The sequence below is a fragment of the Tenacibaculum profundi genome, from assembly GCF_052050075.1.
GTDB lineage: Bacteria > Bacteroidota > Bacteroidia > Flavobacteriales > Flavobacteriaceae > Polaribacter.
In genome coordinates, this window is the sequence record NZ_CP197225.1 from 2,103,223 (window position 1) to 2,121,864 (window position 18,642).

17 protein-coding genes are annotated in these 18,642 nt (G+C 29.8%); 5 read left to right on the forward strand and 12 right to left on the reverse strand.

Going from position 1 to position 18,642, the window contains the following annotated elements; genetic code table 11:
- Window positions 1-7 precede the first annotated feature (7 nt).
- Window positions 8-730: a DNA repair protein RecO gene (gene recO / locus ACSIGE_RS08575; protein WP_440879460.1), complete on the reverse strand. Its 723-nt coding sequence runs from the start codon at window positions 728-730 to the stop codon at window positions 8-10.
- The gene (gene porZ, locus ACSIGE_RS08580; protein ID WP_440879461.1) at window positions 730-3,054 is read right to left on the reverse strand and encodes a type IX secretion system anionic LPS delivery protein PorZ; all 2,325 of its coding nucleotides are present in this window, start codon (window positions 3,052-3,054) and stop codon (window positions 730-732) included. Before porZ ends, recO begins: the two co-directional genes overlap by 1 nt.
- A 152-nt stretch (window positions 3,055-3,206) precedes the next feature.
- Between porZ and ACSIGE_RS08585 the strand changes: the two genes are divergently transcribed.
- Entirely contained in the window at window positions 3,207-3,677 is a 471-nt protein-coding gene (locus ACSIGE_RS08585; RefSeq protein WP_440879462.1) for a CYTH domain-containing protein, read from the forward strand.
- 266 nt (window positions 3,678-3,943) lie between these two features.
- On the opposite strand, the gene ACSIGE_RS08590 is transcribed toward ACSIGE_RS08585, so the two are convergent.
- Complete coding sequence (locus ACSIGE_RS08590) at window positions 3,944-4,624, reverse strand: LytR/AlgR family response regulator transcription factor (RefSeq protein WP_440879463.1); 681 nt, start codon at window positions 4,622-4,624, stop codon at window positions 3,944-3,946.
- A 240-nt stretch (window positions 4,625-4,864) separates the two neighbouring features.
- Window positions 4,865-5,632 (reverse strand): lysophospholipid acyltransferase family protein, encoded by a 768-nt coding sequence (locus ACSIGE_RS08595; RefSeq protein ID WP_440879464.1) that lies wholly within the window; start codon window positions 5,630-5,632, stop codon window positions 4,865-4,867.
- A gap of 187 nt (window positions 5,633-5,819) precedes the next feature.
- Between ACSIGE_RS08595 and trpS the strand changes: the two genes are divergently transcribed.
- Complete coding sequence (gene trpS, locus ACSIGE_RS08600; RefSeq protein WP_440879465.1) at window positions 5,820-6,788, forward strand: tryptophan--tRNA ligase; 969 nt, start codon at window positions 5,820-5,822, stop codon at window positions 6,786-6,788.
- Window positions 6,789-6,841: 53 nt separating this feature from the next.
- On the opposite strand, the gene ACSIGE_RS08605 is transcribed toward trpS, so the two are convergent.
- Together ACSIGE_RS08605 and ACSIGE_RS08610 are read right to left on the reverse strand one after the other, a co-directional pair.
- A complete protein-coding gene (locus tag ACSIGE_RS08605; RefSeq protein WP_440879466.1) occupies window positions 6,842-7,879 on the reverse strand; it encodes an aldo/keto reductase in 1,038 nt (345 codons plus the stop codon).
- 8 nt (window positions 7,880-7,887) lie between these two features.
- Window positions 7,888-9,075, reverse strand: coding sequence for a phosphoglycerate kinase (locus ACSIGE_RS08610; RefSeq protein WP_440879467.1), 1,188 nt, complete (start codon window positions 9,073-9,075; stop codon window positions 7,888-7,890).
- Between the two features lie 282 nt (window positions 9,076-9,357).
- On the opposite strand from ACSIGE_RS08610, the gene ACSIGE_RS08615 reads away from it, so the two are divergent.
- Together ACSIGE_RS08615 and ACSIGE_RS08620 are read left to right on the forward strand one after the other, a co-directional pair.
- Window positions 9,358-9,780: a molybdenum cofactor biosynthesis protein MoaE gene (locus ACSIGE_RS08615; RefSeq protein WP_440879468.1), complete on the forward strand. Its 423-nt coding sequence runs from the start codon at window positions 9,358-9,360 to the stop codon at window positions 9,778-9,780.
- Between the two features lie 12 nt (window positions 9,781-9,792).
- Entirely contained in the window at window positions 9,793-10,026 is a 234-nt protein-coding gene (locus tag ACSIGE_RS08620; RefSeq protein WP_440879469.1) for a hypothetical protein, read from the forward strand.
- Window positions 10,027-10,374: 348 nt separating this feature from the next.
- On the opposite strand, the gene ACSIGE_RS08625 is transcribed toward ACSIGE_RS08620, so the two are convergent.
- Entirely contained in the window at window positions 10,375-13,128 is a 2,754-nt protein-coding gene (locus tag ACSIGE_RS08625; RefSeq protein WP_440879470.1) for a PD-(D/E)XK nuclease family protein, read from the reverse strand.
- Window positions 13,129-13,307: 179 nt separating this feature from the next.
- Between ACSIGE_RS08625 and ACSIGE_RS08630 the strand changes: the two genes are divergently transcribed.
- The gene (locus ACSIGE_RS08630) at window positions 13,308-14,123 is read left to right on the forward strand and encodes a nitrilase family protein (protein ID WP_440879471.1); all 816 of its coding nucleotides are present in this window, start codon (window positions 13,308-13,310) and stop codon (window positions 14,121-14,123) included.
- A 149-nt stretch (window positions 14,124-14,272) separates the two neighbouring features.
- Here the strand turns inward: ACSIGE_RS08630 and ACSIGE_RS08635 are convergent, their stop codons facing one another.
- The 5 genes from ACSIGE_RS08635 to ACSIGE_RS08655 form a co-directional block, all read right to left on the reverse strand.
- The gene (locus ACSIGE_RS08635; protein WP_440879472.1) at window positions 14,273-14,605 is read right to left on the reverse strand and encodes a DUF6150 family protein; all 333 of its coding nucleotides are present in this window, start codon (window positions 14,603-14,605) and stop codon (window positions 14,273-14,275) included.
- Between the two features lie 186 nt (window positions 14,606-14,791).
- On the reverse strand, window positions 14,792-15,037 hold the full coding sequence (locus ACSIGE_RS08640) for a hypothetical protein (RefSeq protein WP_440879473.1): 246 nt from the start codon (window positions 15,035-15,037) through the stop codon (window positions 14,792-14,794).
- A gap of 1,122 nt (window positions 15,038-16,159) precedes the next feature.
- Entirely contained in the window at window positions 16,160-17,140 is a 981-nt protein-coding gene (locus ACSIGE_RS08645) for an acyl-ACP desaturase (protein ID WP_440879474.1), read from the reverse strand.
- 123 nt (window positions 17,141-17,263) lie between these two features.
- Complete coding sequence (locus tag ACSIGE_RS08650) at window positions 17,264-17,992, reverse strand: lysophospholipid acyltransferase family protein (protein WP_440879475.1); 729 nt, start codon at window positions 17,990-17,992, stop codon at window positions 17,264-17,266.
- 131 nt (window positions 17,993-18,123) lie between these two features.
- Window positions 18,124-18,546 carry a hypothetical protein gene (locus tag ACSIGE_RS08655; protein ID WP_440882196.1) on the reverse strand — a complete coding sequence of 141 codons (423 nt, stop codon included), beginning with the start codon at window positions 18,544-18,546 and terminating at the stop codon, window positions 18,124-18,126.
- Window positions 18,547-18,642: the final 96 nt, after the last annotated feature.

Sequence of the window (18,642 nt, forward strand, 5' to 3'; positions counted from 1 at the left end):
TATCTAATTAGTTAAACACTGTTTCTAAAATACTTAGCGACTTTGGTTTTCTAAAACCATCCAAATGTAATTCAAAATATCTTATCATTGTCCTGAGTACAATTTGTCTTTCATTTTTATTTAACGAGAGCTCATTTAATTTATCAAAATTTATGCCTAAAACTCTTTTGAAAAGAACTAATTCAAGATCATATATCCCTGAGCGCTGATATTTTTTATCGGTAAAACTTCCTTCTAATAAATCAAAACCTATTTTATCAATGTTACTCATATCTGGATAAAAACCTAAATACTTTGATATATTAATCAAAAAAACGATATGAAAATTGGCTACCTTATCATTAGTATCCAACCAACGCATTGCTGTTTCTATATAAATATATAGCGGCATATTTTTTTCTTCTTCTTTTATAATATTTGAGAGAATATCCGATAAAAATAGAATTATAGTTTGTTTAATAACGGAGACATGCAAGCTGTTATATGGATATATAACTTGCGCCTCTTTTATAGTATTCAAGACATTTTTATGATTGTGGCTTGCTTCGATTTGTAATTGAGTTAAGGGTTGAAAATAGGCTATTTTAAGCCTTCCTTTTTTCGATTTTAAAACGCCTTTTACAATGTATGTTTTCATCCCTTCCTCCAGAGTAAAACATTTTACAATTAGACTTGTATCTCTATACTTAATGGCCCCGAATACAATTGCTTTAGTTTTTACGATTGGCATTAGTTTATAATAGCTATTTTAGTGGTTGTTGATTCTGTATTATCTTTATTAGAAAGCAATATGATATATACTCCTGAGGCTACCTTCTGACCAGCCAAGTTACGCTTATTCCATCTAACTCTTCCTCCTCCAAATTCTTGTCCTTCTAAAACATTTGTTTCAAAAACTAGATTTCCAGATGCGTCTACTATTTTTATATTAGTACCTCTTGGCAGATTTTTTCCTTTTCTACCCGTAATAGTCACAGTAGCATCCTTCATTAATGACGGGTTAGGGTATGCATAAGCCTCTTCCAAATGCGTTCCATAAGGAACAACTTCACTTTTATAAACTACCATTCCTTTATCTGTTGAAAAATATACTTTACCCGTTACATCGTCCACCTTTATTTTTATAATTCTATTGGAAGGCAACGGAGAGTTATCTTTATTAAAAGAAGCTAATGTATTTTCACCGCTTGGATCTGTATATAAAACTCCACCTGTTTCTGTACCAAACCATTTATTATCTCCTCCATCTATCTCGATTGTATTAATCGTTTGGTCACCTAATAATTTTTTAGGAATACCATCGTCTAAAATAACAACTGGTTCAGAATTATAAATACTTTCATCAAAAATACCAGATGCATTATTAAATACTGTAAGTCCAATAGAGGTACCAATCCATATTCGGTCACTTCTATCTATTCGAAATGTTCTAACATTATTGCTAGGTAAATTACCTTTATTAACTTCAGCTATTAACGCTTTTTTTGAAAGATTATTTTCATTAAAAACGAGAAGTCCATTTGCCCTTGTACCAATCCATATATTATTAAATTGATCAACATCAATTTCATTTAGTCCTATTTTATTTGCATCCACCTCCAAATCAATATCATAACCAAGCCATTCTCCATTAAATGACAACTTTTTTAGTCTATTTGATACTCCTACATTAGTCATCCATAGATTCCCTTGACTATCAAAAACTGATCCACTTACGCGAATTGTTACTCTGTTCAATTCATTCTTTACTATATCCTCAAGAGAACTATTTAACTGATTATAAAAAGTATTAACTCGCCCCTCTTTGACATTCAATAACCCACCTGTCAACGGGGAGTTAATTTCACTTCCGCTAATATCACCAAAAGAAGAAATAAAAATAGAACTTTCTTCATTTTTGTTAATATTGACCGACACTAAGTCTGGAAAAGCGATGTTAGAATTATTAGGGTAATTTGTCCAGGTCTGCCCATTAAAATGAGAAAAACCTTTTCTGCTTCCAGAAGGTGTATACGTTAAATCGTAGCCTCCATAAACAAGCCATAAATTATTATTATGAACATCCATTGAAAAAATATCATTATACATCGGTCCTTGCGGATGGATTTCTTGAAAAGTATTTCCTTTTAACGTTTTTAAAACACCATGATTTTTAGTTCCCAAAAAAACATTCCCTCCCCATTCAAAAGCTTCATTTATTTGAAAATTAAACTGATCACTAGCTTTTATTTGTTTTGACACCTCCATCAGATTGTTGTAAACGACCGCAGTATTGTCAAATGAAACTGTCATACTTTTATCAAAACTTCTTACAGCTAAAATTTCCTCTGTGAAAGTTTCCAAAAGGTTAATGGCTAAGTCTTGAACTCTAAATAGCTCCTTTTCTCTTGAAAAATAAACAAAATTATTAAAAACTGTTATGCTGCTACAGTTGCCACTAAATACCCTAGACCAATTATTAAAATCTATTAAATTAGAATTATTTATGTTCGCCAAATAGATACCATCCTCTGTAGCCGCATAGATTTTATTATGATTAATAACAATCTGGTGTATATTCAAATCAGATGAACCTGCTCTGATAAAATATGTATCTCCAAATTCTAACTTTACTAAGTCATATTCTATAATAGCAAATGATGTTGCTAAGTAAAGTTTGCTTTTATATTCAAAAATATCATTAATTCTTTTCTCTCCAATCTGATTAAAATTAACAATCTGTGGCAATACTGTTATACTTCCATCTTTATCAACAACTTCAAGTAATCCATTCTCATAGCCAATTACCAACTGATTCTGAGAACGACTATAATGCAATGCTGAAGTAATAACTCCAGACAATCCATGAATTGAAGATATTTTATTAATTTCTTTAGAAGCTTCGTCGTATACAAATATTGCGTTATCAGTCAAAGCATATATACTTGTATCCGCTTTGACAATTTTCTTTACATTAGAATAAGAAAATAAGTCTTCCCAGCTATCGGAAAAGTCTGTTTGAGAAAAGAACATGTTACTATAAAAAAATAGAAAAAACAATAGTATGCTCCTCACTTGATAATTTAATTTTAGTATTTACTTCAATATAAAAATTTATATTAAAAATTCTTTAATTTATGTGATTCAATTATTATGATTTATTTGTTATAATTTAAAAATACTATTGTTGGTACTAAAAGTATTAAATTTGCAAAAATTAAACTTTAATGACCTTTGAAATTGAACGTAAATTTTTAGTCTCTTCAAAAGATTTTGAAAATCAATCATTTAAAAAAACACATATAAAACAAGGTTTTTTGAATTCTAACAAAGAGCGCGTTGTTCGAGTTAGATTAAAAAATAATATTGGATTATTAACTATAAAAGGCCCCTCAAATATAGAAGGTACAACTCGTTTTGAATGGGAAAAAAAAATAAATTATTCCGATGCTGAAAATTTGTTAGATTTATGTGAAGAAGGTATAATTGAAAAAATAAGATATCTTGTACAAGTTGAATCACACATATACGAAGTAGACGTCTTTTTAGGAAATAATAAAGGGTTGATTGTTGCTGAAATTGAACTTAATTCAGAAAACGAGCCCTTCATAAAACCTAACTGGTTAGCAGAAGAAGTAACAGGTGATGAAAAATATTATAACTCAAATTTAAGTAAGTTGCCATTTAACAAATGGTAATTTTGGTTTTGAAGTAACCTCCTAATACATATTTTACAAATTAACCATAACAAAAGAAAAGATCAAATTCTCTTTTGATCTTTCCCCAAATAAAACTGTGAATTCCCCCTAAAAATCACAATCCCTTAATTTTGATGCCCCTAAATTACAAAAGATCATAGCTTGTTTTTTAGTATTTTTATGTTTGGAAGAAGAATTTAAACAAACAACTCAAATCGAACAATATCTGGTAATTAATAACTTAACAACTGTTTTTTTAAATAAGACTAAGACTTTCTTTCTAATTGTAGTATTTCCAGAAGCTGGTTTTTCTTTCGCCTACTAACACTCACAACGGTACCATCGCTTAAAGTTAATTCACTTAAACCTCGATTGTATTCTACAATATGATTGAGGTTGATAACATAAGAATTATGAACTCTATAAAATTCTGGAAATATAAATTTTTTTTGAATTTCTTTCAACGTTTTTGAAGCTACAATTTTTCGTTTTCTTGAAAGAAAAATTGTCGTATAACTTTTATCAGATTTCAAATAAATAACATCGCTTCTATTCAGAAAATAAACCTTCCCATCTGCTGATATATTTATTTTATCTACTGACTGATAAGTTAAGTTAGTATTCTCAGTTCTTCCTGTTAAAGGTAAATCAGTTAACCTAACAGGATTCCAATCACCATAACCAACTACTAATGAAATAATTAAATGAAATTCTTTTTTTGGCAAGCTATCTATAAAATTAAGTTCTTTTTGAGCAATTTTTCGACTTTTTAAAAAAACCACATCAGGATTAACTTTTTTTATCTCATTTAATGCATTTGAAAAATTAGTACATTTTATAATATCAAAATTTTCATTTGGGTTCCATCTCCTTAAACTTTCCTTAAATGTCTCTACGGCATCATTAGTATCATCAATCAAAACAATCTTTATCATACATTCACTCATCTATATTATACTTAGTTAAGACTACTTTAATGCAGGGGGGAGCAAATAAGATTCGTTTACAATACAGCACAAACAGTATTGTACCGAACAATACATTATTCGAGGTTGGCTTTTACTTTATTTTAAAAAACGTTTTCATAAGTAGAATCGATAAATATACTATTTTTATTTAATATTTAAAAATGAGACACTTAAATAAAGAAAAAGAAGTAAATATTATTTTGATTTTAATAAAAAACACTAAATGACTTTTAATGTATCACTCATATATTTTTCATCAGTATTTAGTTCATGAAAAATAAGATCATATACTTGGTCTCTGAGAATTTTTCTATCCTTAATTTCTTTATCTTCTGTTTCTATAAAATAAGCTTGCTTAATTCTTATAACGCCAGGTCCTCCCTTAAAAATATTCCAAGAAAAATATCTTTTGCAATCAAAATAAATTTGCGGAACAATAGGAGTTTTAAACTCAATTGCCAAACTAAAAGCTCCATTTTTAAAAGGGGACAATACTATTTTTTCTTCAGGTACAAGTCCTTCAGGAAATATACCAATACTCATTCCATCCGTTAGTTTTTGCTTTGCTCTTTGGTATACTTGTTTCCTACTTTTATCAGACTCTCGATCAACCATAATAACAACTTTGCGATAGAAAAACCCAAAAACGGGAATTTTTACAAGCTCTTTTTTTCCTACAAAAACTATTGGGTTTTTACTCAAAATAATCATAATCCAAGGATCTATTAAAGAAGTATGGTTTGCAATAAATAAATAACTCTTATTTCTTTTAATGTACTCTTCTCGCTCTATATGCAAACGAAACCCCATGCCGTATACTAATACAAAAGACCATCCTCTGATGACCTTCCAAAAAGCGGGATAATATTTTTCTCTAGTTGTTAATACCAGAAGTACAGGTGTCATTAGTAATATCGTACTGAACATTAGAATATAAAACCATGCTCTCCAAATTAACAAAAATGGTACTTTTAAATAGTGTATCATAATTGCGAATGTAGTAATTTCTTTTGTTTGATAAATTTAAAGCTTACTTTTGCTCATCTTCTTTTAATGCAAAAGAATAGAGAACCTCAGAAATATAGTAGCAAAGAATTTTGTTAGTTTTTTAATCTAAAATTTGTTTGCTTATTTTCTTAGATTAATAAGATTGAATAATTTTACATAAAAATCCATGGCGAGAATTTTAACAGGAGTTCAAAGTACAGGAACACCACACTTAGGAAATTTATTGGGAGCTATTTTACCAGCAATTCAAATGGCAAACGACTCTAACAATGAATCTTTTATTTTTATTGCAGATATGCACTCTTTAACACAAATTAAAGAAGGAGAGCAACTGCGTGAGAATACCTATAGCGTTGCTGCAACTTGGCTTGCCTGTGGTATTGACATTAATAAAACGGTATTTTATCGTCAAAGTGACATTCCTGAGGTTACTGAATTATCTTGGTACTTGAGCTGTTATTTCCCATACCAACGATTAACCTTAGCGCACAGTTTTAAGGATAAAGCGGATCGTTTAGCCGATGTAAATACTGGTTTATTTACCTACCCTATGTTAATGGCTGCTGATATTTTAATATACGATGCAGAGGTTGTTCCCGTAGGTAAAGATCAATTACAGCATCTGGAAATCTCTCGTGATGTAGCCAACAGAATTAACAATATTATTGGAGAAACTTTGGTTCCACCTGAAGCTAAAATCAACGAAGAAACAAAGTTAATTCCTGGTATTGATGGTGAAAAAATGAGTAAGTCTAGAAACAACGTTATCAACATTTTCTTACCGGATAAAAAATTAAGAAAACAAATCATGGGAATTCAAACGGATAGTACTCCTTTAGAAGAACCTAAAAATCCAGATACAGATAATGTTTTTGCCTTGTATAAGTTATTAGCGAATGAAAAACAGATCGCAGAAATGAGAGCCAATTACGAAGGTGGCAATTATGGTTACGGACATGCAAAACAGGCTCTTTACGAATTAATAATTGATGATTTTGCTGATATTAGAGCGAAGTATAATTATTACATGGAAAATCGTCATGAAATTGATAAAGCCTTAAGTATCGGGGCAGACAAAGCCAGGGAAGTTGCTCAAGAAGTTTTACAAAGAATTCGTAAAAAAATTGGATACTAATTAAAAAGGCAAGAATTTAGTTCTTGCCTTTTTAATTTTATATTTTTAGTATATCATGGAGCAGGATTAGGCATCAAGCGATGTACTGATTCAATTTCGTTTAAAATATCTTTTGATAATTCAATATGTATTGAATTAATATTTTCTTTTAATTGACTCATTTTCGTTGCGCCAATTATATTACTTGTTACAAACGGTAATTGATTAACATAAGACAAGGATAATTCTACTAATGTTAAATCGTTTTTTTGAGCGATTTCTTGATATTTTTCAACAGCCCTTAATGATTGAGAAGAAGAGTATCTATTATAATTTGGAAACAATGTTACCCTAGCATTCTGAGGTTTATTACCTCCTAAATATTTACCAGATAAAACTCCAAAAGCAAGAGGAGAATAGGCCAATAATCCTATATTCTCTCGCAATGACACCTCTGACATTCCATACTCATAAGCACGGTGTATCAATGAGTATGAGTTTTGTATCGTTACTGGTCTTGGTAAATTGTGCTGTTCTGAAGCTTGTAAATACTTCATAGTTCCCCATGGAGTTTCATTAGACAAGCCAATATGCTTTATAATTCCTTGTTTTACATAATCATTTAATGTTTCTAATATCTCTAAATGATTTTCTGCCTCTTTTGCAGATGTCTTATAGGGATAATCACGTACTCCAAAGCAATTCACTCCTCTTTCTGGCCAATGTAATTGATACAAATCGATATAGTCTGTCTGTAAACGTTTTAAACTACCTTCAACCGCTTCTTTAATTGCTTTTTTACTAAAACCATCCTTACGTATGTGAGCTGTATAATCTCCTGATCCAGCTATCTTTGTAGCTAAAACTACTTTATCCCGATTATTTGTTTTATTAAACCAAGTCCCAATAATCCTCTCCGTATCACCATATGTTTTAGCATTAGCTGGTACGGGATATAGTTCAGCTACATCAAAAAAATTAACACCTTGATCCAAAGCGTAACTCATTTGTTCATGCCCCTCGGTTTCGGTATTCTGATTTCCCCAGGTCATTGTTCCAAGACAAATTTTAGAGACTTTTATATCTGTATTCGGTAAGGTTATGTACTTCATTTCTATTTTTATTTTAAGATTGCATTGATTCCTGGAAGCACTTTTCCTTCTAAACTTTCCAACATTGCTCCCCCTCCTGTTGACACATAACTTACTTTATCTGCAAAACCAAATTGCTTTACTGCAGCTACAGAATCGCCTCCGCCTACTAGTGAAAAAGCGCCATTTTGAGTAGATTCAGCAATCGCATTGCCTAACTCAGTAGTTCCTTTAGAAAAATTATCCATTTCAAATACACCTAACGGCCCATTCCATAAAATAGTTTTTGAATTAGTTAAAACTTTCGCAAAATTTTCCGATGTTTTTGGCCCAACATCTAGCCCCATCCACCCTTCTGGAATCTCATTTGTATTCACTGTTTGTGTATTTGCATCATTTGAAAAAGCATCTGCAATTACTGCATCAACTGGTAAATGAATTTGAGTATTGTTTTTCTTCGCTTTTTCTAAAATATCAAGTGCCAAATCTAACTTATCATCTTCAACTAATGAGTTTCCAATTTTTCCTCCTAAAGCTTTCACAAAAGTAAAGGTCATTCCTCCACCAATAATAATATGATCTACCTTTTCAATAATATTTTCAACAATTCCAATTTTAGACGATACTTTTGCTCCACCTAAAATAGCAGTTACTGGTTTTTCTGAGTTATTTAAAACCTTATCAATACTCTCAATCTCTTGCGCTAATAAATTTCCAAAACATTTGTTCCCTTCGAAGTATTGTGCGATAACTGCCGTTGAGGCATGCGCTCTATGAGCTGTACCAAAAGCATCGTTTACATATATATCACCCCATCCAGAAAGTTGCTCAGCAAAACCTGTGTCTCCTGCTTTTTCCTCTTCATAAAAACGTAAATTTTCAAGAAGTAACACTTCACCAGCCACTATATTACTAACAGCTTCATTAACTTGACTACCAATACAATCATTTACAAAACGAGTCTTAACACCTAAAACTTCACTTACTTTATGAACAATATGTCTCAGAGAAAACTGATCCTCAACTCCATTTGGACGTCCCAAATGTGACATCAAAACACAACTTCCTCCGTCTTCTAAAATTTTAGTAATCGTTGGCTTTGCTGCTTGAATTCTTGTTATATCTGTTACCTCAAAAGCATCATTTAATGGAACATTAAAATCAACACGAATAAGTGCTTTTTTATTTTTAAAATTAAAATTGTCAAGTGTTTTCATATTGTAGTGATTATATTTATTTGAAAGCTTCCTAATTAAGATCAGAATTAGCGTAAAAAACACCTATTTGGCTTTCATTCTTTTCATTTTCCAACAAATGTAATTATTTATAATCATATAAAAATCTAATTAATATGAACTATCAAATTATTTTAAAACAAACCATATTTTGCATTTAACCCACTCTAAATTTAACATTTGTACTTAAATCACTAAACAACTTTCTTTTTTCTATTTTAGATAATAATAAACAAAATAATCATTTATTTTTATGAACTAATTATGAATAAAACATACATCAAAATATCCTCACATTCTTTGAATTTTCAAGACTGTTATGATTTTGTTACTGATCCTAAATGCGGTGGTATTGCTATTTTTATTGGAACCGTTAGAAATACGACCAATAATAAAAAGGTAAAAAAGCTTGATTTTTCAACCTATGAGCCTATGGCTTTAAAAGAAATGCAGAAAATTGCTAATAGTACTATTGAGAAATTTGGCGTTACTAAAATTGCTATCCATCATGCTAAAGGTATATTAAAAATAAGTGAGATACCTGTAATTATTACCGTTTCATCTCCTCACAGAAAGGCTGCCTTTGAGGCCTGCCAGTATGCTATTGACAATCTGAAAGAAACGGTTCCTATTTGGAAAAAAGAACACTTCTCTGATGGAGAGGTTTGGGTAAATGCACACCCTTAAAAGCAAATTGAAATGGTTAATTATAAAGTTACTGAAAGCACCAAAGAATTGTCTGAAATTTTAATGCTTCAGTCTACAAACCTAAAGGATAACTTAACTGACGAAACTAAAAAAGAACAAGGTTTTGTGACTGCTCATCATGATATGGATATTTTAAAAACTATGCATGATGTTCATCCGCATATCATTACCGTATCAGATAGAATTGTTGCTGGATATGCCTTATCAATGTCAAGAAAATTCTGAGACAATATTCCTGTACTTGTCCCAATGTTTTCGAAAATTGATGCTTCAGAAATAGGAAAATCTAATTACCTGATCATGGGTATGTTTGTATTTCCAAAAATTTTCGTGGTCAAGGAATTTTTAGGGGCTTATATACTCATATGGCTAAAGTGTTTTATGAAACTTTCAATTATATTATAGCGGAGATTAATACTAAAAATACTCGTTCAATCAATGCACATATGATTATTGGTTTTTCCGAATTAACTCGTTACAATTTTGAAAATGAAACATGGATTATAGTTTTTAAAAAAATTTAGAAAAACACCTTTATATCAACTCAAAACTATTCAACAAAGAAACTATAAATTAATACTTTAAATCAATCGGTTCAATAAAATCTATTTCAGAATTAAATATTTCTTTAATATACTCTTTTATTTCCACCATAAACTCTTCTAATCGTTCTTCGGTTACAGTACTATCTGGTTTTCTTGAATTCGTAGAAAAATTCATTTTCAAAAAGCCTTTTTTAAGATTCTTAAATGAATAAATACCTGCTTCTAAAACCTTAGAAAAATCATATTGATTATTTTGTGTGTATAAATATGCATATAACATTACTTGAATTGCTTTATGAAACCTCAACTCTCTAATACCATCAAAATCAGACACTTTTAGATTCGTGCTTTCTACCCTTCCTGTCTTATAATCAATAATTCTTGTAACTCCGTTAAGCTCATCAATTCGATCAACTTGACCATGAATTTTTACAGGAAAATCAAGTCCATTAATATTGATCTCAGTTGCCAATGTTTGTTCTGTTGCTATAATCTTTAGTTTATTTTCTTTGTTCTTCAATAATTCCTTTTCTTGCTTCAAGAAATTAATTACAAATCGATTTGCAACTTCAAAAATTAAACGATTTTTACCTGTACTGATATCTCCACTTTTAAAATGCTTAGAAAAATAAAAGATGATTCGTTGTTTGGTTTTTTGCTGCATTACTGTTATGTCACTAAAGGAAAGATACCTCCCTTCAAATGGTTTATATAACTCTTCTAATGTATCATGAACTACTGTTCCCATCGTATTAGCTGCTACAGTTTCTTCTACATCATCAAACTCTTTTATTTTAAGTATCTTTTGTTTGTAAAAAGCAAAAGGGTTGTATAAATAGTTTGTTAATGCTGAAGGAGATATTCCCTTTTTTGCTAACTCTTTTAATTCTTCTAAAACATCTTGTGTTTTAGAAATGTTTTTTTGCCCAGAAACTACCGTAACGATCTTTGGACTGATAATTTCTTCCTTAATATCATTTCGTATCATTTCTAATTGTTTGACAAACCTGCTTTTTTCCCCACTTCCAAAAACATCATGTTCTGTATTATATAAAATATAAATATTTTTTGCACGTTGCAACAACCTAAAAAAGTGATATGAAAATAACGCGTCTTTTTCTTTGTAAGTTGGAAGACCAAATTGTTTTTTTACATCAAAAGGTATAAATGATGTTTGTTGGTGATTTCCGGGTAATACTCCCTCATTAACTGAAGTCACAATAACATTCTCAAAATCAAGCACTCTTGTTTCTAACACCCCCATCAATTGTAGTCCCTGAAGAGGCTCTCCTTGAAATGATAAACTCTCCGATTGAATTAATTGTTTAAAAAACTGCTGTAACGTTTTTAAATCTTGAATATAGTTAAATGTTTCATGTAAATTTTGCAACTGCGTAAATGCTGTATAAAAACGAAATAGATATTCTTTTTCTAAGTCCGTAGCTTTATCCTTTAATGCAAGTAATAACATAATTATTCTCGACAGAAAACCATCGATTGTTTTATATGGTTTAAAGAGTGTCAAAATTATTTCTTTAACTGTGGCGGGTAATACCTTAAAAAATAGAGTGATTTTTTCGAAACTTATAAATGTACTATTACTAATCACAATCTCTTCTAAAAAAACGTCCGAAATATTTCTATCATTTTGATAAAGTAATTGGTAAAGTGATGGATGTTTTAATACGGCTATTACATCTTTATAATAGAACGATTTACTTTCTTTCTTTTGGAATTTCTCTTGATTTAAAAAAAGCCGAAATACCCCTTCCAATAAACTAGTAGTAGGAATATCTTTTAAAGGGTATCCCATCGTTATATTTACAGCATCTACATTTGAGGGCAATGAATTCAAAGTAATAGGTAACAAAGATTCATCAGCCATTACAAAAGCTGTATCATTATAATTTGAAAACTTTGATAATATTTCACCTGCATATTTTACTTGAGTGATATTTTTTGATGCTCCTATTATATTTATATTTTTAGTTCTTGAGAAATAATTTGTAATCGTTCCAATAGAACTGGTTTGATAAAACTTCCAATTTGCTTTGTATTTCCTAATGAAGCTCCCTGCTTGATGATTATTTTCAAAAAAAGCCTTATCAATATCCCAAAATACTTCCGTGTTTTTTGCTGCTAACATTTTTTGAATTAATAGTTCTTCCGCTGCATTCAGAGCATTGAATCCAATAAAAAAATATTTCTTATTTTTTATATTCTGGATATAAGCATCTATTTTGGCTACCGCTTCTCTATATATGACACCCTGATAACCAAAACCACTGGATACTAAAAACTTATAAAACAATTCGTACAAATAATACAATTTTTCCATGAAAGAAAAATGATCTTTCATAAGACTTGTTTCATCAATTGAATCTGAAATAGACCATTTATTTAAACGATGAATATCACGTAAATACAAGAAGATTTCACGAGGATTAATTAGATGTTGGTCAATTTCATTAAAATCTTGTAAAACAGTATATGCCCATGAAGAAAATGTATCAAAAGAATCTGCTTCCTTCTCTTCTTTTTTGTAAATCGTATAAAAGTGAAATAGTAGTTGAACAGAGTCTGCCTTTTTTAATCCTGAAATTTCTTCAATAAAATCTCCAATATTGATAATACTGGGTAAAAAACCTGTAGTTATTTTATTTTTTAAAGCTCTTTTCACAAAGATACCCGCTCTTTGTGAAGGCAAAATAAATACCACATTTTCAAATGTTTTCGTTGTTTTTAATATTTCATCTAAGGTATCGTTGATAAAAGATTGCATAGTTCTATATTCTCAAACCAAAGTACAATTTTCATTTTGGATGACTCTAAATTTATACCTCTTAAAATTATAAAAAAACACTTGATATAGGTTAAAGGGTATTGGCTAGGTAAAAAAGGATTACTACCTTTGTTTTACACGAGAGCTTACACTGTTTTTTTTAGCAATTATATTATTTTATGACAACAACACTAAAAGTAGCATTGATGCAGATTGATCTATTTTGGGAAGATGCACAATCAAATCTTAAAGCTATTGAAGAAAAAATACATGCTTTGCCCCTTGATGTAGATTTAGTTATTTTACCTGAGATGTTTACTACTGGTTTTACTATGAATCCTTCAGATAATGCTGAAAGTATGAGTGGAAAAACAATTACTTGGATGCGTGAAATAGCAAAAGAAAAAAATTTAGCAATTACCGGAAGTATTATCATCAAGGAAATAACAAATAATCTTAAAACAACTGAATATTTTAATAGATTGTTATTTTGTTATCCCAATGGTGATATCGAATATTACAATAAGAAACACACATTCACCTTAGCTGGTGAAAATGAAGTATATAGTGCTGGAAAAAAACGACTCATAATCAATTTTAAAGGCTGGAAACTGTGCCCTTTAATTTGTTATGATTTACGTTTTCCTGTATGGTCAAGAAATACCAGTAACTACGATTTGTTATTTTATGTGGCAAACTGGCCTGATTCAAGAATAAGTGCTTGGAATTCACTACTGAAATCAAGGGCTATTGAGAATATGAGCTATACAATTGGTGTAAATCGGGTTGGAAAAGATCTAAACAATCAAAATTACACAGGTTATTCAGCATGTTTCGATACTCTTGGCAATTGTATGACAAAGGATTTCAGTAATAAAGAGGCTGTTTTAATAACTACATTAAACAAAGAAACTCAAGATATACAAAGAGAACGATATAATTTTCTAGCTGATAGAGACGGGTTTGATCTACCAGGAATAAATAATATTCTATAAGTTCGCAAATAATTAAGAAAACAACTAACTAGCTATTTTGTTTAATCTACTTTATTTAACAGAGTGCTCGTTTGTCTTTAAATTCTTCGTTGTTATCTGCAGTGTAAAAACCAAATATACATCTTCTTAAATGTGTTTTGATGAACTATCTAATTTAACAAGCTTTTTTTTGATTCGTTTATCCAACCTGCTTCATTTTGATTCGAAACGAAATGAATTTTTAAGTCCGCTTGATTTTCCTCCTTAACAAAACAAACCTTTTTTTCTGCTTGATCTATGTTTTTAGTAAAAAACCAAATACCGTCATTATTTTTTGCTTTATCAGCACTTCTAACCTCATGTACGTTTAAATCGGCTTGATTAGGATCGTCTACAACAAACAGTTTAACATCTGGTTGATTTTGTTCACTTACATTAAATAAACGTTGTGCATTGACGCTTGCAAAAACAAAAAAAGTTAAAAAGAAGAATAATTTTTTCATGGGGGTTATTTTAAATACTTATTTCTAAGTTAATAAAAAAAAATTATTTACATCTTTATTTCTAAAGATATTAATTTAAATTTTAGACTGTTTTTTCTCCCCTACCAACCAATTGTTTGGTTTTTATAATAAATGTAAAAAGCATTAGTTTCTTTAAAACTTTCAAACCACTTTACTAACTAAACTCTAAAAATTCATTGTAATACCAGCTGCTTCAGTACCCGTTTGGATATTCTTGCCTCTTGACTTAACGAGATTATTTTTACTAAAGTCTGCAAGTTCTGATCTCATGTTCTTTAACTTAATATTAAGTGTTCTATTTTCTGCCTTTAATTTGTTGTTTTTACCCGTCATAATGATGCTAAATAAAAAACCAACAACAATACTAAAACAAGCTATAATAATTTCTATTTCTGATGTAAAAAAATCCATATTATTTCATTTTTTGTTCTTATTAAAACATTGTTTCCCTATTACACTTCGAACATAAAGATTAAACCATGATTTTTAATACGGTTTTCCGTAATAAAAGACTTTATTTTAAGATAATTGCCCTGATATTCAAACTAAATTAGCTTTTTAGGGTTGAAAAGTAGCTCTATAGAACTTTCTTTCAAACATATTTAAAAGCTTTCTTTATTGAAATATTATATTTTTAATACGCAAAAATTCTATTCTTTACTTTATCAGACATCAGACATCAGACATTACGTTTATAAGATAATTTTAACCGAAGAAGCCTTTCTTTAAATAAATAAGTGAATTAAAGTGATTATTATTTTAATTTCCTGTGTTCAGAAATCATTTTCCTAAACATTCCATAATGAATTTAAATGTCTGAAATCCAAAATTTAATGTGTTATAATTTATCTTTTATTAGGCAACCACCAACAAACTTAAACAACTAAAAAACAAAACTTTAACTAAAAATCAAAATGATTTAGGCTATCTTGAAATAAAAAAATATATTTGTGTGTACCCGATTTTTTCATTGAAAATATAGCGATATACTTAAGCATGAATTCAAAAAACTCTCATTATCTGTTTTTTACACTATTAGGACTACCTTTTCTTGTTTATCCTTTTCTTTTTATTGAAGACATAGTGGCAATAGAACCACAACAGTGTGGACATCAGAGTCACTTTCATAATGTTATTTCTGGAGTCTGCTTATTTAGTAGTGTACTGTATCCTATTTCATATTTGATATCTATCGCACTCTATATTTTTAAAAAAATAAAAAATACATTTTATATTCCTTTTGCACATCTTTTATTTATTTTAATATCTTTTTTTTATTGGGTTTGTTAAAAGTCATTATACAAAAGAAGTTTTTTTTAATATAAAAATCAATTATTACGGAAGTCCGTAAAAATTAACTCGCATCTCTTATTACGTTTGCCATGCATCCTTTGGGGCGGGCTAATGAAAAACCATTTAATTAATCATAATTAGTGTAGATTATAAATTATTTGAATTAATTGACAGTTAAATATACACTAGAATTACAAACAACTAAGTAATTAAAAAAGGCAACCTATATAGGTTGCCTTTTTATATTGATAACATCCATTTAAATTCAAATTTTGTATCAGGAACTATAATTCTCTCTGTTATCTTGTACATACGATTTGGTAGCTTCATTAAAAACTCCCGGGCCTTCTCTGCATCTGGTGTTAAATTGGTTATCTTATCGATCTCCCAAAAACTATTTAATTTATTTAGTATATCTACATAATCAAAACCTGTATAAACTCCTATTCTTTGAGCTACAGTTGAAAAATCATCAAACAAACTCCCTTTTTGTCCAAAAGATTCTCGCAGATGCATTGCAGGCATAACAATTTTATGTTTCATCATAAACTGAAAAGCTAACATCATTTCGCTTGGATCAAACTTAAATATCTCCTTAACAAACTCACAATATGCCAAATGGTGACGCATCTCATCTCCTGCAATTATTCTAGACATTCTTGCCAAAGCTTTATGCCCTTTTTTCTTTGCTATTTTAGCAACATTTAAATGTGAAATATAAGTAGCTAACTCTTGAAAAGAAGTGTAAACAAAATTCTTGTAGGGATCCCTAGCGGTACCGATATCAAAACCATCTGATATTAAATGTTGTGTTGTGATTTCTACCTCGCGCATGTTAACCCTTCCTGAAAGATATAAATATTTATTAAGTACGTCTCCATGACGATTTTCTTCCGCTGTCCAAGCTCGTACCCATTTTGCCCATCCGTTATCTGGATGCTGGGTAACCCCGTCTAAGTCTAGCAACCAAGATTCATAGGTTGGCAGTGCTTCTTCTGTAATTGTATCACCAACTAACACCACCCAAAAATCATCTTCTAAATCTTTTGATATCTCTTGAATTTCTTTCACCTCCTCTATAAAATCTTCTTTTTGAGGGTTTGGCAAAAAATCTGTAGGTTGCCATATTTCCTCTACCGGAACCAAAAATTTTTCAACAAACCTGTCTATTTTCTTTTCCAGAGTTTGCATTACTTCTTTTCTTATGTTTTGTATTGACATAAATTTATAGGATTTTTATCTTCTAATTGTTTGTTTATCAAAGATAAAACAAAACAAGATATTCTTCCCATTTAAAAAGAACTACTTTTTCCTATATAATAAACAAACTCTATCAATACTGAATTACTCGACAGAAGATTTTATTTTTGATTCTATAGTTTCAAACAACTCATTAAAAGGAAGACTGTTAATCTTTATAGCTTCATGAGCTGTAATAGTTATTGGTTTCCCTATTCCAAATGGATACTTCCCATATTTAAACACCCGCCAAGAATTGTTTATACTAATTGGAACTACGTAGGCTTCTGGGTTGTACTTTACCAATGTTTTTAAACCGTTAGGAGCAAATTTTTTAGGCTTTCCTGTTCTGCTTCTTGTTCCTTCAGGAAAAATAACAGCAGACCACTTATTTTTATCTATTCTTTTTGCAAATTTTGCCAGTTCAACTATGGCTTTTTTTCCATCTTTTCGGTCAATTAAGGCAGCGCCTCCATGCCGTAAATTAAAAGAAACACTAGGAATTCCTTTACCTAGTTCTTTTTTTGAAACAAACTTTGGTAAATGTTTTCTAAAAAACCAAATAATTGGAGGTATATCAAATAAACTTTGATGATTAGCTACAAATAATATTGTACTGTTTTGGGGTAATTTATAAGGATTAATCAACCTTACCGGAACTCCAAGAACCAAAAGTGATTTAACTAAAAAAAAATTCATTACATCAACAACCTTTTGGTGTCCCTTTGATCCAAATATTTTTAAACCAATCCACTGAATTGGATGGAATATGATCAATAATAAAATAAACACAAAGGCAAATATCGGCGATAAGAAATGACTAATTATTTTCACTTTTTGTTTGATATTATAAAAACTAAAACAATGTAAATAAGTTATTTAAAACAACAAATACGATTGCTTAAGTATTTTGTTAAACACACAAAAATAAAAAATCCTGCCAAAGCAGGACTATTTTTTTCAGTTTAAAACCAATTATTCCATGGTATTCTTGATAAAATAAGTACTAATGCTATACCATAAAATATAGCTAGTGTTTTAAATTTATCTTCGCTTTTGGTTTTTTTCTTGTGTTTAGACCACCCCACAGTTATTAAAATAATTGCGGTGATCATGGTAATAGGGTGTTCAATAGCCAATAACCTAGTTGCAGACTCTTTCATAACCTCTCCTGTATTTGATTTGAGAGCCTTATACCATGGAGACATAAAGTACCAACCCAATCCAATCAATAATTGAATATGACTTGTAATTAATGTAAATAAGCCTAAACGAAATTCTTTATGTGTAAATTCTCTTTTCTGAATTAAACCTATTACAACATTAACTACTGTATAAAGCAAAATGCCTAATACAATATATGCCCAATAGGAATGAATGGTTTTCATCATACTTTGTTAGTTTTAGTAACCACAAATTTACTGAATTTTACTTATTTAAAATACCTTTATCTTAAAGCATAAAACACAAAAAAAGCACCTCAA

Excerpts from the sequence above, each read along its gene's own strand:
- recO (WP_440879460.1), bottom strand. The coding sequence starts at position 730 with ATGCCAATCGTAAAAACTAAAGCAATTGTATTCGGGGCCATTAAGTAT.
- ACSIGE_RS08640 (WP_440879473.1), bottom strand. The coding sequence starts at position 15,037 with ATGGATTTTTTTACATCAGAAATAGAAATTATTATAGCTTGTTTTAGT.
- ACSIGE_RS08615 (WP_440879468.1), top strand. The coding sequence starts at position 9,358 with ATGAATAAAACATACATCAAAATATCCTCACATTCTTTGAATTTTCAA.
- ACSIGE_RS08620 (WP_440879469.1), top strand. The coding sequence starts at position 9,793 with ATGGTTAATTATAAAGTTACTGAAAGCACCAAAGAATTGTCTGAAATT.
- trpS (WP_440879465.1), top strand. The coding sequence starts at position 5,820 with ATGGCGAGAATTTTAACAGGAGTTCAAAGTACAGGAACACCACACTTA.
- ACSIGE_RS08635 (WP_440879472.1), bottom strand. The coding sequence starts at position 14,605 with ATGAAAAAATTATTCTTCTTTTTAACTTTTTTTGTTTTTGCAAGCGTC.
- ACSIGE_RS08630 (WP_440879471.1), top strand. The coding sequence starts at position 13,308 with ATGACAACAACACTAAAAGTAGCATTGATGCAGATTGATCTATTTTGG.
- ACSIGE_RS08625 (WP_440879470.1), bottom strand. The coding sequence starts at position 13,128 with ATGCAATCTTTTATCAACGATACCTTAGATGAAATATTAAAAACAACG.
- ACSIGE_RS08645 (WP_440879474.1), bottom strand. The coding sequence starts at position 17,140 with ATGTCAATACAAAACATAAGAAAAGAAGTAATGCAAACTCTGGAAAAG.
- ACSIGE_RS08655 (WP_440882196.1), bottom strand. The coding sequence starts at position 18,546 with ATGAAAACCATTCATTCCTATTGGGCATATATTGTATTAGGCATTTTG.
- ACSIGE_RS08590 (WP_440879463.1), bottom strand. The coding sequence starts at position 4,624 with ATGAGTGAATGTATGATAAAGATTGTTTTGATTGATGATACTAATGAT.
- ACSIGE_RS08595 (WP_440879464.1), bottom strand. The coding sequence starts at position 5,632 with ATGATACACTATTTAAAAGTACCATTTTTGTTAATTTGGAGAGCATGG.
- ACSIGE_RS08605 (WP_440879466.1), bottom strand. The coding sequence starts at position 7,879 with ATGAAGTACATAACCTTACCGAATACAGATATAAAAGTCTCTAAAATT.
- ACSIGE_RS08585 (WP_440879462.1), top strand. The coding sequence starts at position 3,207 with ATGACCTTTGAAATTGAACGTAAATTTTTAGTCTCTTCAAAAGATTTT.
- ACSIGE_RS08610 (WP_440879467.1), bottom strand. The coding sequence starts at position 9,075 with ATGAAAACACTTGACAATTTTAATTTTAAAAATAAAAAAGCACTTATT.